This is a genomic window from Streptomyces alboflavus, assembly GCF_000716675.1.
GTDB lineage: Bacteria > Actinomycetota > Actinomycetes > Streptomycetales > Streptomycetaceae > Streptomyces > Streptomyces alboflavus.
The window spans coordinates 346,395-361,976 of record NZ_JNXT01000002.1; the positions used below are offsets into that span (position 1 = coordinate 346,395).

11 protein-coding genes are annotated in these 15,582 nt (G+C 71.0%); 10 read left to right on the top strand and 1 reads right to left on the bottom strand.

Annotated features, from left to right (window positions below):
* The first annotated feature begins 132 nt into the window (after window positions 1-132).
* The 9 genes from OO63_RS03030 to OO63_RS03070 all read left to right on the top strand — a co-directional run bounded on the left by OO63_RS03030 (window position 133) and on the right by OO63_RS03070 (window position 13,140).
* Window positions 133-543 carry a Fur family transcriptional regulator gene (locus OO63_RS03030; protein ID WP_030356751.1) on the top strand — a complete coding sequence of 137 codons (411 nt, stop codon included), beginning with the start codon at window positions 133-135 and terminating at the stop codon, window positions 541-543.
* 106 nt (window positions 544-649) lie between these two features.
* On the top strand, window positions 650-850 hold the full coding sequence (locus tag OO63_RS03035) for a DUF6229 family protein (RefSeq protein ID WP_030356750.1): 201 nt from the start codon (window positions 650-652) through the stop codon (window positions 848-850).
* 176 nt (window positions 851-1,026) lie between these two features.
* Window positions 1,027-3,915 carry a type 2 lanthipeptide synthetase LanM family protein gene (locus OO63_RS03040; RefSeq protein ID WP_078618817.1) on the top strand — a complete coding sequence of 963 codons (2,889 nt, stop codon included), beginning with the start codon at window positions 1,027-1,029 and terminating at the stop codon, window positions 3,913-3,915.
* Between the two features lie 231 nt (window positions 3,916-4,146).
* Window positions 4,147-5,301 (top strand): ATP-grasp domain-containing protein, encoded by a 1,155-nt coding sequence (locus OO63_RS03045; RefSeq protein ID WP_030356748.1) that lies wholly within the window; start codon window positions 4,147-4,149, stop codon window positions 5,299-5,301.
* 67 nt (window positions 5,302-5,368) lie between these two features.
* The gene (locus tag OO63_RS03050; protein WP_030356747.1) at window positions 5,369-6,529 is read left to right on the top strand and encodes an ATP-grasp domain-containing protein; all 1,161 of its coding nucleotides are present in this window, start codon (window positions 5,369-5,371) and stop codon (window positions 6,527-6,529) included.
* Between the two features lie 251 nt (window positions 6,530-6,780).
* On the top strand, window positions 6,781-9,585 hold the full coding sequence (locus OO63_RS03055; RefSeq protein ID WP_078618819.1) for a non-ribosomal peptide synthetase: 2,805 nt from the start codon (window positions 6,781-6,783) through the stop codon (window positions 9,583-9,585).
* Between the two features lie 28 nt (window positions 9,586-9,613).
* Window positions 9,614-10,570, top strand: coding sequence for an NAD-dependent epimerase/dehydratase family protein (locus OO63_RS03060; protein WP_030356745.1), 957 nt, complete (start codon window positions 9,614-9,616; stop codon window positions 10,568-10,570).
* 1 nt (window position 10,571) lies between these two features.
* Window positions 10,572-12,620: an aminotransferase class I/II-fold pyridoxal phosphate-dependent enzyme gene (locus OO63_RS03065; RefSeq protein WP_030356744.1), complete on the top strand. Its 2,049-nt coding sequence runs from the start codon at window positions 10,572-10,574 to the stop codon at window positions 12,618-12,620.
* A 79-nt stretch (window positions 12,621-12,699) separates the two neighbouring features.
* The gene (locus OO63_RS03070) at window positions 12,700-13,140 is read left to right on the top strand and encodes a cupin domain-containing protein (protein ID WP_051810472.1); all 441 of its coding nucleotides are present in this window, start codon (window positions 12,700-12,702) and stop codon (window positions 13,138-13,140) included.
* 65 nt (window positions 13,141-13,205) lie between these two features.
* Here OO63_RS03070 and OO63_RS03075 read toward each other — a convergent pair whose 3' ends face one another.
* Window positions 13,206-13,679: an ATP-binding protein gene (locus OO63_RS03075; protein ID WP_030356742.1), complete on the bottom strand. Its 474-nt coding sequence runs from the start codon at window positions 13,677-13,679 to the stop codon at window positions 13,206-13,208.
* Window positions 13,680-14,000: 321 nt separating this feature from the next.
* Between OO63_RS03075 and OO63_RS46535 the strand changes: the two genes are divergently transcribed.
* Window positions 14,001-15,437: a serine/threonine-protein kinase gene (locus OO63_RS46535; protein ID WP_267885470.1), complete on the top strand. Its 1,437-nt coding sequence runs from the start codon at window positions 14,001-14,003 to the stop codon at window positions 15,435-15,437.
* Window positions 15,438-15,582: the final 145 nt, after the last annotated feature.

A 15,582-nucleotide genomic window follows, 5' to 3' on the forward strand; every position in this document is an offset into this window, starting at 1 on the left:
TCATCGTAGGAACCCGATCCTACGATGGACGCTGTCCAGGTCAAGAAGCTCAACTGATTCATATTGATTCAGAATCCGTACGGCTGCCGGTAAACTCGGCGTACGCCACCGAGCCTGAATGGGTGAACCGATATGAGCGACCTGCTGGAGCGACTGCGAGGGCGTGGCTGGCGGGTGACCTCTCAGCGGCGTGTCGTCGCGGAGGTCCTCGACGGCGACCACGTGCACCTGACGGCCGACGAAGTGCACGCGCGCGCGGCGCACCTGCTGCCGGAGATCTCCCGGGCGACGGTCTACAACACCCTGGGCGAGATGGTCTCCCTCGGCGAGGTCATGGAGGTCTCCACCGACGGCCGTGCCAAGCGGTACGACCCCAACGCCCACCACCCCCACCAGCACCTGGTGTGCTCCCACTGCGGTGCCATCCGCGACGTCCACCCGAGCGGCGACCCCCTCGCCGACCTGCCGCAGGAACAGCGCTTCGGCTTCACGGTGTCGCAGGTCGAGGTCACCTACCGCGGGCTCTGCCCCACCTGCGCCTGACGCCTGCGCACTGTGGCCGGAATTGTCGTCTGACGAGTGTTCAGTTCCGGCTGATACTCAAGGCTCGGGCGATCCGTCCCGCGTTCCCCACGTCCGGAGGCCGCTGATGCACCACACCAGTGTTCCGACCACCGCCGTGCTCACCGCCTGGCTGTCGGGCGCCGAGAGCGCCTACGGCCAGGCGAACCCCGCCGGGCCGCTGTACGTCGGCGGCACCGCCGCCGAGGCCGCGCTCACCGATCCGAGTGACTCCCTCTACGGCTTCTGCTCCAGCCCGAGCGGTTCCCACGGCAGTTGGTGCTGCTGACCCGACGAGCGGGCGTGGGGGATCGCGCGTGACGTCGCGTGCCCGGACTTGTCGCGTGGTTCCTCGCGCCCTGCGGTCGGCGCTCCGCGGTCTCTGCTGAGCCTGCGGCGACCGAGCCTTTCCGCGCTTGTTCGCAGTGTCTGGGTGGCGGTCTTCGGACAGGGGGATGGTGGACGGTGAGCGGACCGGCGGCGGGACACAGACCTGGGGAGCGGAGCGGGGAGCAGCGGCACGAGGCGGACTGGTTCGCCCAGCCGGTACGCGCCATCGCCCGCCCCTGGCACGACGAGCTGGCCCGGCGCCTCGCCGCCGTGGACGGGCTCGGCCGCGCCGAGCGGGACGTGGTCCTCGACGCCGGGCACACCTCCCTGCTGCGGTCCTTGCACGCCAAGCTGTCCCGCCTCTTCCTGATCGAGCTGCACGCGCTGCGCATGGCGGCCGCCGGTGTGCGCGCCGGCGAGGGCACCGGGTCCGGGTCCGACACGCGGACCTGGGTCGCGTTCATCGAGCAGGCCTGCCAGGAGGGTTACGTCGACCGGCTCGCCGAGCGCTATCCGACACTCGGCGCGCGGATCGCTGCGGTGGCACGGCTCTCCGTGGCCGCGACGGCCTCCTTCGCCGAACGGCTCGGCGCCGACCGCGAACGGCTGCGGCCCCTGCTCGGCGCGCCCGCGGGGGAGTTACGGGCCCTCGCGTTCGGCGCGGGCGACAGCCACCGGGGCGGCCTGACCGTCAGCCGGGCCGACTTCGCCACCGGAAGCGTCATGTACAAGCCGCGACCGTCCGGCACCGATGTCGCCCTCGGCGCCCTGCTGGACGAGCTGTTCACGGACTTCCCCGACGCCCCGGCGCCGGAGCGCCGCATCCGGGTGCCGCGCACCCTCGCGCGCGAGGGCTACGGCTGGGCCGAGTTCGTCCGCCACCGCTACTGCGCCGACGACGCCGAGCTCGCCGCGTTCTACCGGAACGTCGGCCACTGGCTGGCCGTGCTGCGCCTCACCGGCGGCACCGACATGCACGCCGAGAACATGATCGCCGCGGGTCCGGTGCCGGTGATCGTGGACGGCGAGACGCTGTTCGACACCCCCGCCCCCTTCCCGCCCAGCGGCCAGGGTGACGCGGTCGACGTGGCGGCCGCCGCGATCCGCCGCACCGTCCTGCGCACCGGACTGCTGCCCGTGCGCGGCACCGGCTTTGCGCTCGCGGGCGTGGACATCTCCGGCGTCGGGGCGCTGCCCGGCCAACAGCCGCTGATCCCGAACCCCGTGATCGCCGACGGCGGCACCGCGGCGGCCCGCTTCGAGGTGGACCTGGTCGCGATGCCCACGGCGGGCAACCACCCGAGCCCCACCCCCGTACTGAGCGCGTACTGGGACCGGATCCTGGCCGGGTTCCGGGAGATGACCGCGCACCTGCGCCGGCCCGGCACCGACCCGCACCGGCTCCTTCGCCGGTTCGAGGGCACCCGGGCGCGGCGCATCCTGCGGCCCACGCAGGCCTACGTCGACATCGGCCGGATGCTCTGGCACCCGGCCTCCCTGCACGACGAGACGGCGGCCGTCGAGCGCGCCCGGGACATCCTGCGCCGCAACGCCGACGTGCTGCCCGGCGCGCCGACGGACCGCGTGGCCATCGCCGCCGAGATCGCCGACCTGCTGGTCGGGGACGTGCCGATGTTCAGCTTCACCGTGGACGCGGCCGCCGTCGGTGCCACCGTCGCGGACTGGCGCGGCGCCGATCTCGCCTTCGAGGAGTCGGTGATCCAGGACGCGCTGGTGGGCGCGTACCTCAATGAGCGTTCGCTGCCCGCGCGGGTGCAGGCGGCCGCCCACGAGCCGCACGCCCGGGACCGGGAGAGGCGCCGTCGGGCCCTGGCCGCGCGGATGGTGCGGCGGCTGTGCGACGGGGCGGTGCGCGGCGATGACGGCACGTTCACGTGGATCAGCCCGGTGTTCACGCCCGCGGGTTGGTCGATCAGGGTGCTGCCCGCCGACCTCTACACCGGGCAGGGAGGGGTGGCGCTGACGCTCGCGGAGTACGGGAGCGAGGTGCGGGCGGGGCGGGCGGATCCGGTGCCGGAAGTCGGCGAGGTGTTCGAGGGGGCGCTGCGGGTCCTGGTCGGCACGGAGGACCGGACGGCCACGCCGTCGGCGGGGGCGTTCAGCGGCGCGGCGTCGCAGGTGTGGACGTGGCTGGCGCTGCACCGCGTCCTCGGCGACGACTGGCTCCTGGAGCGGGCCGCGGCGCGGGCCGAACTGCTCGCGCCGTCGGGGCGGTTGGTCGAGGACGACGTCGAGGTGGACCTCCTGAACGGGGTCGCGGGCGCGGTCGTGCCGCTGCTCGGCCTGGCCGCGGCGACGGGGCAGGACCGGTGGCTGGCCGCCGCCGCGCACATCGGGCGCCGCCTGGAGGGCCTGGCCACGGTCGAGGAGGGCGGGGCCCGCTGGGCGACGCGGCTCAACCCCGAGGGCATCGGCGGCTTCGCGCACGGCGCCACCGGCATCGGCTGGGCGCTGACCAGGCTCGCCCTCAGCGACGCGGGCACGGCGGCCGACCGGGGCGGGTGGCGGCGGCTGGCCGAGCGGGCCTTCGCGTTCCAGGAGTCCCTGTACCGGCCCGAGGACGGCAACTGGCTCGACGTGCGCGTCGGCGCCGAGGAGGACTTCTTCACCAGTTGGTGCCACGGCAGCACCGGAATCGGCGTCGGCATGCTCGACCTGCACCGGCGCACGGGTGATCCGGTGCACCTGGACATGGTCCGCCGTGCCGCGTGTGCCGGCGCGGCGGAGGGCTTCGGCTGGAGCCACACGCTGTGCCACGGCGACCTCGGCCTCTGGGAATTCCTCACGTCCCTGGACCTCGACGGTGCGTCCGACGTGGACTTCGGCAGTGCGTCCGACCTCGACGGGGAAATCCTCACCGGTCTCGAACAGCGCGGGCCGGTCGGCGGTTTGGCACGTGAAGCGTTCTCGCCGAGCCTCATGTCGGGCCTTTCGGGCGTCGTGCACACACTGCTGCGCATGCACCATGGTGCGGCACTGCCGAACCCTCTTCTCCTTGACTGACCAAGCGGTTTCGAGGGCCTTCCAGGGAAAGATTTGACTTGTGATCCATGTCACATCTCACCCGTAAAAGATCTTGGTCCGGCATATCCACACAGCTGTTTGGTTGTGGCACGATGCCAACGGATTGCTCATGGTCCAAGTAACCGATTGCGAAACTCTCGACGTAGATCCTGTCTTGCTGGGAACGACTTGTTGATGGTGTTGGCTTGACGTAATTCGGGGGATGCAAGAGTGCCGTCTATCATTGTTGTTGGATACCGTGACGACCTTGACCGCGCGGTGCGGAGTCGCGGTTTTGATCCCTACTACCTCGTACAGGCACCGATGAGCCCGCCGCCGGGGCGGAGGTTCACGAGCGTCGCCGACATGGAGAACGCCCAGGAATTGCTGAGAGCGGTGCTCTCCGCGCGCCTCGACGATGTGGCGGGTGTGCTGAGCGTGCATGAGATGGGTGTGTTCGGGGCGGCCTATCTGCGGCAGCAGTTGGACCTTCCCGGAAACAGGGACTCGAAGGCGACCCTCTATTTCCGGGACAAGTACCTGCAGAAGAGCGGACTTCCGGACAGCGTCAGACGGGCGCGGTGCCGTTATGTCGCGCCAGGGACTTCTTTTGCCGACCTCGCCGCCGAGTTGGGTGACGTGTTCGTCGTCAAACCCGCGACCGGAGCGGGTTCACTGCGTACGGAAATCGTGCGCACTCCTGACGAATACGAGCGAGCGCTCCAGGAGCTGCCTGGGCACTCGGATGTGGGTGTGGTCGCCGAGTCCTTCATCGAGGCCCCGGAGGTCTACACGGACGGCATCTGGGAGGGCGGCGAGCTTCGCTGGTCGTCCATGAGCAGCAATCACATCGCGCCCCTCAGTGCCGTGAAGGGCGGTGTCCTCGCCGCGCACGTCCTGGACAGAAGGCGGCACCCGGACCTGTTCCGACAGGCGGAGGAACTCGCCGGGCAGGTGCTCACCAGCCTGGGCGCACCGGATTGCGTCTTCCACATGGAGACGTTCGTCGAGGAATCGGGGCTGACCCTGGGCGAATGCGCGATCCGGCTGCCGGGAGCGCTGTCCCCGGACGTCAACAGACTGACGTACGGCGTCGACCTCTTCGACGCCGAGATCAGCCTCGCGCTCGGGGAGAAGATCATTCAGGAGCTGGACGGCGGAACACCGGGCCGCTTCTACGGCTACATCCTGCTGCGTCGCTCCCAGGCCCTGACGCAGGAGGACTTCGAGCGCGCCTTCACCTTCGACGAGATCGACTACCCCTCGTCGCCCGATGCGCCGCTTGGCCCCTACGGCCGCGTCGGGCAGGCCGTCGTGTCCGACGAGGACGAGCTGCAACTGCAGAAAACGATCGAGGACATCGTGCGTTTCAACGAGCTCGGCTGAGCCTGGCGGATCCGTCAGGCCCGGCCGGCAGAAGCATCGAGGCAGGCTGCATTCGGGGGAGACAAGAATGCCGACAATGATCGTCATCGGGTACCGGGAGGATCTGCACCGGGCGTTGCGGCGCCGGGGCCTGGATCCCCACTACATCGTGCAGGCCCCGGCGAGCCCGCCAGCGGGGCGCAGGTGCACGCGCGTCGCCGACATGGAGAACGTCCAGGAGGTGCTGCGGGCCGTGCTCTCCGCGCGCCTCGACGATGTGGCGGGTGCGCTGAGCGTGCACGAGATGGGTGTGTTCGGGGCTGCCTGTCTGCGGCAGCAGTTGGACCTTCCGGGAAACAGGGACTCGAAGGCGACCCTTTATTTCCGGGACAAGTATCTGCAGAAGAGCGAACTGCCGCCGCAGATCAAGCGGGCCCGCTGCCGTTATGTCACCCAGGACACCTCCCACGCCGACCTAGTCGGCGAACTGGGAGACGTCTTCGTCGTCAAACCGGCGACCGGCGCCGGATCCGTGCGGACAAATGTCGTGCGTTCCCCCGAAGAGTTCACGCGAGCCGTCGGCGTGCTTCCGGGCGAGTCGGACGTGCAGATCGTCGCCGAGTCCTTCATCGACGCGCCGGAAGTTTATATGGACGGCATCTGGAGCGACGGCGATCTCCTGTGGTCGTCGATGACCCGCTATCACCACTCACCGCTGAGCGCGGCACACGGCGCCGTGCTCGCCGCGCACATCCTCGACAAGAGACGGCACGCGGCGCTCTTCCAGCAGACGGAGGACATCACCAGACAGACGCTTTCCCACTTGGGCGCGCCCGACTGCGTCTTCCACCTGGAAGTGTTCGCGGCGGAATCCGGGCTGACCTTCGGTGAATGCGCGATCCGGCTGCCCGGGGCACTTTCCCCGGACGTCAACAAATTGACGTTCGGCGTCGACCTCTTCGACGTCGAGATCAGCCTCGCGCTCGGAGAGCGGATACAGCAGCCTTCGGGTGACAGCGCACCGGAGCGATTCTACGGATACCTCCTGCTGCGCCGCCCCGACGGAAACACCTTGACCCAAGAGGACTTCGAGCGGCGATTCGTCTTCGACGAGATCCAGTACTCGTCGTCACCCGAAACGCCACTCGGTCCCTACGGCCGCGTCGGACAGGCAATCGTGTCCGACCCGGACGAGCTGAAGCTGCGGCAGAAGATCGAGGACATCGTGCGATTCAACGAGCTCGGCTGACCCATGAGCTTCGCCACCCGCCCTCGATCACCCGAGTACGTCACGAAGCCATCCGGCCGTGACGGCTGACAAGAGGTCATCCGGGCACCACACACGCCCTCCCGAAACACCGCAACACCGAAGCACGGGGACGCCCGGGCGCGCATGAGCGCCCCCGCCTCTCCCCGCACGGCATCGCCATTCCACAACACCCCATCGTGATGGAACTCAGGGCCGTTTTCCGACCCTTCTGATCGGAGGTCTTCGCCCCCATGCCGGACCACATATCCGCCTCGACGCTTCCGCACTTGCTGGAGAGCGCCGCACGGGACACCACCCGAGGCATCACCTTCATCGGCGGCTCGTTCCTGTCCTACGCCGAACTGCGGGACAGCGCCCGCCGGATCACCCGAGGGCTGCGCGGCCAGGGCGCCGCCCCGGGAGACCGCGTACTGATCGCCGCGGGCGACCCCGAGTCCTTCTTCCGCGCCTTCTGGGGCTGTGTCCTCGGCGGCCTCGTCCCGTGCCCCGTCGCGCCGCCCGCCGACCCCTCCCGGTGGCAGCCACAACTGGAGCACCTGCGCACCCTGTTGGACGACCCGCTGGTCGTCGCCTCCAAGGCCACCCACGGAGACCTGCCCGACATCGGTCTGCGCACCGTGACGGTGGAGGAACTGAGCCACGCCGAGCCCGACCCCACCGCCACCCACACCCCCGACCCCGGCGACCTCACCCTCCTCATGCTCACCTCCGGGTCCACCGGATCCAGCAAGGCGGTCCGGCTCACCCACGCCAACCTGATCGCCGCCCAGGCGGGCAAGGCCGGAGCCCTCGGACTCGGCCCCACCGACACCTCGTTGAACTGGATCTCCACCGACCACATCGCCGCGATCGAGGCGCACCTGCTGCCGATGTTCAACGGCGCCGACCAGGTCATGGCCACGCCCGCGACGGTCCTCGCCGACCCGGTGGAGTTCCTCAGGCTGCTCGCGGCGCACCGGGTGCGCGTGACCTTCACACCGAACTTCCTCTTCGGGCAAATCAACCAGGCGCTCGCCGGGCGGCCCCCCGCCCGGGACGAAGTGGACCTGTCGCACGTGCGGCACATCATCTCCGGCGGCGAGGCCACCGTGACCGCGACCGTGCGGGACTTCCTGGCCGCACTGGCCCCCTACGGGCTGCGCCAGGACGTCGTCGTGCCCGCGTTCGGGATGACCGAGACCTGCGCGGGCAGCGTGTTCAACCGCGACTTCGCCGCGCGCGACCTGCGGACCGAGTTCCCCCCACTGGGGCGGCCGGTAGGCGGCCTGCGCATCCGGATCACCGACGGTGAGGGGCGGGTGGTGGCCGCCACCGACCAGCCGGGGCCGGCGGACGCGGGCGAGGTGCAGCTGCGCGGCCCGATGGTCACCGCCGGGTACTTCGGCAACGACGAGGCCACCGCGGCGGCTTTCACGGCCGACGGCTGGTTCCGCACCGGCGACCTGGGATCCCTCGACGCCGACGGCCGTCTGACCCTGGTCGGACGGACCAAGGACTCCATCATCGTCAACGGCGTCAACTACTACAGCCACGACCTGGAAGCGGCCCTCGACGAGCTGGACGACGTGCGGCGGGGGCAGGTGGCGGCCTTCCCGACCCGGCCCGACGGCGCCGACTCCGAGCAGCTCGCCGTCGCGTTCGTCCCGGCGGGCGACGCCGCCGACGACACGGCGGTGTACCGGGCGATCGTGGCCATCCGCAGCTCCACGGTGATGCACTGGGGATTCAGGCCCCAGCTGATCCTCCCCGTCACCGAGGAGCAGATACCCCGCAGCAACCTCGGGAAGATCCAGCGCACCCGGCTGCGCGCGGCCGTCGAAGCGGGCGGCCTGGACGCGGCGGCCCACCGGGCGAGCGAGGTGAGCACCCGCTTCCTCGGCGCCCACGTGCCACCCGAGGGAGCGGCCGAGACCGCGCTCGCCGGCATCTACGCCCGCGTCCTGAACGTCGAGGCGGTGCCGGTCACCGCGAGCTTCTTCGACCTGGGCGGCACTTCCCTGGACGTGCTGCGGCTCAAGCTGGAGATCCAGACCGGGTTCGGCATCGACGACGTACCGATGGCGACCCTCCTTCAGGCCCCGACCGTACGGGCCCTTGCCGGACGCCTCACCGGCGGGCGGAGCGCCCACGGCGACGCCGCCTACGACCCGCTGGTGCCCCTCCAGGTCACTGGGGACGGAACGCCGTTGTTCTGCGTGCACCCCGGTCTGGGGGAGGTGCTCGTGTTCGTGAACCTCGCCAAGTACTTCACCGGCGAGCGCCCGTTCTACGCGCTGCGGGCCCGGGGCTTCGGTCAGGGCGAGAGCCACTTCGCGTCGTTCGACGAGATGGTGTCCACGTACGTCGACGCGATGCGGCGGACGCAGCCCAGCGGGCCCTACGCCGTCGCGGGCTATTCCTATGGCGCGGCGGTCGCCTTCGAGATGGCCAAGCGGCTCGAGGCGGACGGCGAGGAGGTGAGGTTCGTCGGCGTCTTCAATCTGCCGCCGAGCATCTCCGGCCGCATGAACGAGATCACCTTCACCGACGGAGCCATCAACCTCGCCCTGTTCCTCGAACTCATCGCCGCGGCCGACGTCGAAGGGCTCACCACCAGGCTCCGCGGCCTGCCCGACGCCGACCAGCTCGCGTATCTGATCGACCAGGCACCACAGCGCCGCCTCACCGAACTCGACCTCACCGTCGAGCGGTTCACCGCCTGGGTGAACCTCGCCCAGAGCATGGTGCACCTCGGCCGCACCTACGAACCCTCCGGCTCTGTCGCGCGCACGCAGGTCTTCTACTGCACCCCGCTGCGCGGCACCAAGGAGGAGTGGCTGAACGACCAGCTCCGCCACTGGGACGACTTCACCCGTGCCACCAACCGGTACATCGAGGTCGACGGCGAGCACTACACCCTCATGAGCCCGCAGCACGTACAGACCTTCCAGGCGACCCTGCGGCGCGAACTGGGACGCGCACTCGCGGGACAGACCGCAGACAGCGCCGACATCGCAGACAGCGCCGACATCGCCGACACGGCCAAGAGCCACTGACCACGCACACCACCAGGAGCCACTGACCATGCAAGGCAAGAAGATCCTGATCACCGGCGGCACCGGCCAGGTCGCGCGGCCCGTCGCCGAGGCGCTCGCCGCCGACAACGAAGTGTGGTGCCTCGGCCGCTTCGGCGACCTCACCGCCCGCAAGGCCCTTGAGGAACAGGGCGCCCGCACCTTCACCTGGGACATGGCCGACGGCGACCTGGAGGACCTGCCGCGCGACTTCACCCACGTCCTGCACTCCGCGGTGCACCGCGGGGACAAGACGGACTTCGACGCGACCGCGCGCGTCAACGCCGTCGGCACGGCGCGGCTCATGACGCACTGCGCCACCGCGGAGGCGTTCCTGTACGTGTCGTCCGGCGTCGTCTACAACCGGGCCGACGGCACCCACCGCTACCGGGAGGGCGACCCCCTCGGCGGCACCGCGCCCTGGCTGCCGACCTACCCCGTCGCCAAGCTCTCCGCCGAAGGAGTCGTGCGGGGCCTGGCCGAGGCGCTCGGGCTGCCCTCGGTGATCGCCCGGCTCAACATCGCCTACGGCCCGTACGGCCACGGCGGCGTCCCCATGATCCTCTTCAACGAGATGCGCCGGGGCGAGCCGTGCGCGGTGCCGCGCGAGGGCCAGAACTACTGCAACCTCCTGCACACCGACGACGTCGTCCGGCAGGTGCCGCTTCTGTGGGAGGCGGCGCGCACGCCCGCGCAGGTCGTGAACTGGGGCGGTGACGAGGAGGTCGGCGTCACCGACCTGCTGGAGTACATGTCCGCGCTCACCGGAGTGCCGGTCCTCCTGGAGCGGGGCGACTTCAGCCGCGAGACCGCGATCTTCGACCACAGCGTCCGCCGCGGCCTGATCGGCGACTGCTCGGTCGCCTGGAAGACCGGCATCGCCCGCACTCTGGCGGAGCTGTTCGAGGAGTACCAGGAACGCATCGGGGAGTACTTCGACACCCGGCTCGACAGCGGACGGAGCTAGCATGCGCAGGCCCTCAGATCTCGACGCGCTCCAGCAGGTCCTGTGCGCCGCCCTCGGCTCCGCGGAACCCGTGGCCCCGTTGGCCCGACTCGACCAGGACACCCCGGCGTTCGCCACGCTCGACCCCGCGGTCCTGGAACGCCCCACCCTCATCGGCGGCGGCTCCCTGTACAGCCCGACGAGCCCCGTCCCCGCCCCGCACGCCCTGGCGGATCTTGCCCGCCGCGCCGAGGCGCTGGACGTGCGCCAGATCCTCGTGCCCGGGGTGCGCCGCAGCGACGACACCGGCGCGCTGCGGGCGGCGGGCCTCGTGCCGGTTCCCGCCGACCCCGAGTGTGTCGTGCGGCTGACCGGGGAGGTGGACGACGTGCTGCGGACCCGCGTCGGCGCCGACCGGCTCCGCGACGTCCGGCGCCGTCACCATGCCGTGTCCCAGGAAGCCACGTGGCAGCGGATACGGCTCCGCGACCTCGACGGGAAGCCGTGGGCGCGGGAGGCCTTCGCGGACCTCCACAGGCGCCAGGCGGAGCGGAGGCGTCCGGCGGAGCACGGGCATGAGGCCGGGAGCGGGCGTGCGACGGAGCACGGGCATGAGGGCGACGGTCGGCGTGAGCGCGACGGCCGCCACCTCCCGTACAACGCCGACGCCCTCGACGCCCTCGCCCATGGCGCGCTGGCCGACCGCACCGAGATGTTCGTACGCCGGCGCGGCGACACCGTCGTCCAGGCCGGGCTGACGATCACGTCCCACAACGGCCGGGGCGTCTACTGCCTCACGCAGGCCATCGACCACGAGGACGCCGCCGTGCGCGACGACCTGTACGCGGCCACCCTCTACCAGTTGTACGTCGACGCCAGGACGTCCGGGCTGGAGTGGGTGCACCTCGGCCGCGGTGACGCCGAGCGCATGCGGTGCCTCGGGGCCGACCTGTTCGTGCCCGTCGACCACTGGCTGCGTGCCCCGGAGGTCACGGTCCCGCAGGACGGGCGGCAGGAACCGGAGCTGTCGCGGTTCACGGCCCCGCCCGTCACGACGGTGCCGGTGCCGGGCCCGGCCCGCTTCCGCCACCAGCCGCGGTTCGACACGGTCGACCTGACGAGCAACACCAACCCGTTCCTCGGACCCGAGAGCCAGTACCCCCACCTCGACACGGCCGAGCTCGCCCACACCTACCTGCGCACCATCGCGGCGCTGCCCGGCCATGCGGGCGTCGACGCCCTGACCACCGACCATGTGCTGTTCACCAGCGGGGCGGTGGACGGCGTCATGCTGCTCCTCGCGGCGCTGGCCTCGCCCGGCGAGAGCGTCTGCGTCACGCCCCCGACGTTCCCGCTCTACACCCACTTCGCGCGCGTCCTGCGGCTGCCGCTCGTGGAGGTGCCGCTGCGCGGCGACGACCTCTCCGAGCTGGACACCGAACGCGTCCTGGCGGCGGACCCGCGGGTCACCATCCTGTGCGACCCGAACAATCCCGTCGGCACCAGGCTCGACCCGGAGGAGGTGCACGCCCTCATCACGGGCACCAGCGGGGTCGTGGTCATCGACGAGGCGTACGTGGAGTTCAGCGAGAACCCCTCGTACGCGGCCCTGGTCGCCCGGCACGACAACCTCATCGTGCTCCGCACCCTCTCCAAGGCCTGGGGTCTTGCCGGGGCACGGTGCGGGGTCGCCCTCGCGCAGCCCGGCATCATCGAGGCCCTGCGCCGCCTCCAGGTGCCCTTCGGGTTCACCGACGCCTCGCAGCGCGCCGTGCGGGACCGGCTGACCAACGCGGGCCCGGCGCTCGCGAGCATCAAGCTCATCCGCGCCGAGCGCAGACGGCTGGCCGCGGCACTGGCCGAACACCCCGCGGTGGACCGGGTGTTCCCCTCGCAGACCAACTTCCTCCTTGTCCGCCTCCACAAGCACGACCTGGTGATGGAGCGGTTGCGGGACGCGGGGATCGCCGTCGCCGACACGGGGCATGTCATCCCCGCCACGTGCCGGATCTCCATCGGTAACCAGCGCGCGAACGACGCCCTCCTGGAGGCACTGTCCTTCGCCCTGTGAGCCGACCGACTCACGCGGCTTGAGCCAGGCGCCGCCACTGCGCAGACCACCCCGACATCCCTCGGAAAGGACCCGTCTCGTGGGCACCGAGTCACACCCCGCCCCTTCGAGCCCGCCCCTGACCAGCACGGTCGTGGCCAAGAACTTCGACCGCTGGAGCCCGCCGCTGTTCAAGGACTTCGAAGACAACGACCACAACGGCCGCGTCGGCCAGACCCTGCTCAAGGAGACCGAGACGCTGCGGGTCTGGGAGACCACGCTCCAGCCGGGCGAGCGCGTCCCGGTCCACCGCCACGTCCTCGACTACACGTGGATCGCCCTCACGGACGGCCGCGCCCGCCAGCACGCGGGCGACGGAGCCTCACGCGAGATCACGTACGTACGCGGACAGACGCTCCACTTTCAGTTCGAGGCGGGGCAGCACCATCTGCACGACCTGAGGAACATCGGGGAGGACGTCCTGTCCTTCCTGGTCGTGGAGACGAAGGACGGGGTGAACGAGCCCATTGAGCTTCTGTAGCCGGACAGGGGCAAGGACGGTTGTCTGTGGCGGGTGGCCGGTGGCCGGTAGCTAGCGGCCGGTGGTCACAGACCGCGGCCGGCCACGTCCCCGCCAGGGTCGTCGGCGAGCGTGATCGCCGTGGTGATCCGCTTGCCGACGGGCTCTCGTCGCACGTGCAGGCTCTGGCACACAGCCATGACGATCTCCAGGCCGTGCTGACCGACCCGGTCCGGATCGGCGGGCAGGACCGCGGGCAGCGCGGGTTCGCTGTCCCACACCGTGACGTTGACGGATCCGCCCTGCGCCTCCAGCGTCAGCAGACACGGCCCCGGCGCGTACTTGCGGGCGTTGGTGACCAGCTCGCTGACCACCAGCTGCACGGTGCTCAGGACGCGCACGGAGACGGGCAGCCCGTGCACGGCTTGAATGTCGGTGAGGAAGGACCGCGCCAGGTCCCGGGCGGCGCCGATCTCCTCGCTGCCCTCGAAGGCACGGGACACCGACAGGTCGACGCCGACCAGCGACGACGCGTCGCTCTCCGCCGCAACCTGATCCATTTGGTCCGTCCCGCCCGTCATGAAGCCTTGTCTCACAGGAACGCCTCTACCCCGAAAACGTGCCGGAACGCGGCTGGATTTCGCCGGTCCTTGCCGCGCAGCGAAGAGGGCTGGGGAGAGGGGGTGCCTGCTGCTGCCCTTGGTCTCTGCTCGACCGTCTCACCCCTTCCTGCTCTCTGCTCTTCCTGCTCTCTCCCTCACGCACGTGACGCGCACACGCCATAATCCGGAGGTGGGGCGCGCCGACGGCCCGCCCGTGCCGGGTGTCCGGGCAGGGGGTTTCCGTGGCCGCGTCGCTGGCGGAGAGCCGAGAGGGGTGTCGTGGTCGGGGGACGCATCGGGGCGTATGTGATCGTGCGCGAGCTGGGGAGCGGCGGCATGGGGTCGGTCTATCTGGGCCGTTCGCGTGCGGGGCGGGCGGTCGCCCTCAAGGTGATCAGGGCGGAGTACGCGGCGGATCCGGAGTTCAGGAGGCGCTTTCGCGAAGAGGTCGCCGCCGCCCGCAAGGTGGGCGGCTTCCACACGGCGGCGGTCGTCGACGCGGACCCCGACGCCCCGCAGCCGTGGATGGCCAGCGCCTACATCGAGGGCCCGACCCTGGCCGAGGAGATCGCCCGGCGCGGCCCGCTCGACGAGCGGCGGCTCTGGGCCCTTGCCGCCGCGCTCGCGGAGGCCCTGCAGGCCGTCCACGCCTGCGGCCTGGTCCACCGCGACCTCAAGCCGGGCAACATCGTGCTCGCCGTCGACGGGCCCCGCGTCCTGGACTTCGGCATCGCCCGCGCCGCGGAGGCCACGCGGGTGACCGTCGGGCAGATGGCCGTGGGGACGCCCGGGTTCATCGCGCCCGAGCAGGCACAGGGGCACGAGGTCACCGGCGCGTGCGACGTGTTCGCGCTGGGCGCGGTGCTGGTCGCGGCGGCGGGCGGCAGCGCGTTCGGGCAGGGGCAGGCGTACGGACTCCTGTACCGGGCGGTGCACGAGGAGGCGGACGTGTCCGCGCTGCCGGGGGCGCTGCGCCCCCTCGCCGCCGCCTGCCTGCGCAAGGAGCCGCACCGGCGGCCCACACCGGAGCAGGTGCTCGTGCTGTGCGCCGACCACCTGGACATGACCGCCCCGGAGCCCGCCGAGCCCACGCAGCCGCGGCCCACCCCCTCGGAACCGGTCCGGACCCGCCCGGCTCCACCCCCACCCCGACCGCGGCGGGCCGCCGCACACCCTCCTCGTCCCGAGGCGGCACCGGACACCGGTCAGATCGCCCCGTACCCCCGCAGCAGACGCAGCCGGGCCCTGCTGCTCCTGCGCGTCGTCCTGCTCACGCTCGCGCTGGCCGCGATCGCGTGGCGCGGCGACGTGATCCATGCCTCTGAGGGGCTGCGCGTCATCGCCGGGGTCCTGGCGTTCCTGATGGTGTTGGTCGTCCTCGGCACGGTGACCCTGAGCGACGGGCTCGTCCTGAACGACCTGGGCATCGGCATCGCATCGCCCAGGAGCGTGGCGGTGCTGCGCTGGAGCGAGGTGGTGTCCGTCGAGCTGGGCCGGAAGGCGCGGCACACCGTGCTCACCGTGCGGATGCCCGAGGGCCACCGACTGCCGGTGTCCTTCACGAAGCCGTGGTGGGTGCGGAGGTACAAGGACGGCACCTTCCGCATCCGCACCGCCCAACTGACCCCCGGCGGCGGTGCCGGACCCCTCGTCGACACGCTCCGCTCCTTCGCCGCCCGCCACGGTGTCCCCGTCACCGACGTCCGCGACGGCTAGGGCCTGTCCGATGGGTCGCCGCGACGCCGCGCCGACCCATCGGACAGGCCCTAGTGCTGCGTTCCTCAAAGGACGTACTCATAGCGGCGCCGTCGTGTGCGGGTGGGAGGGGCCGGTCGGCCCCAGACCCAGGGCTGGGCGCGGG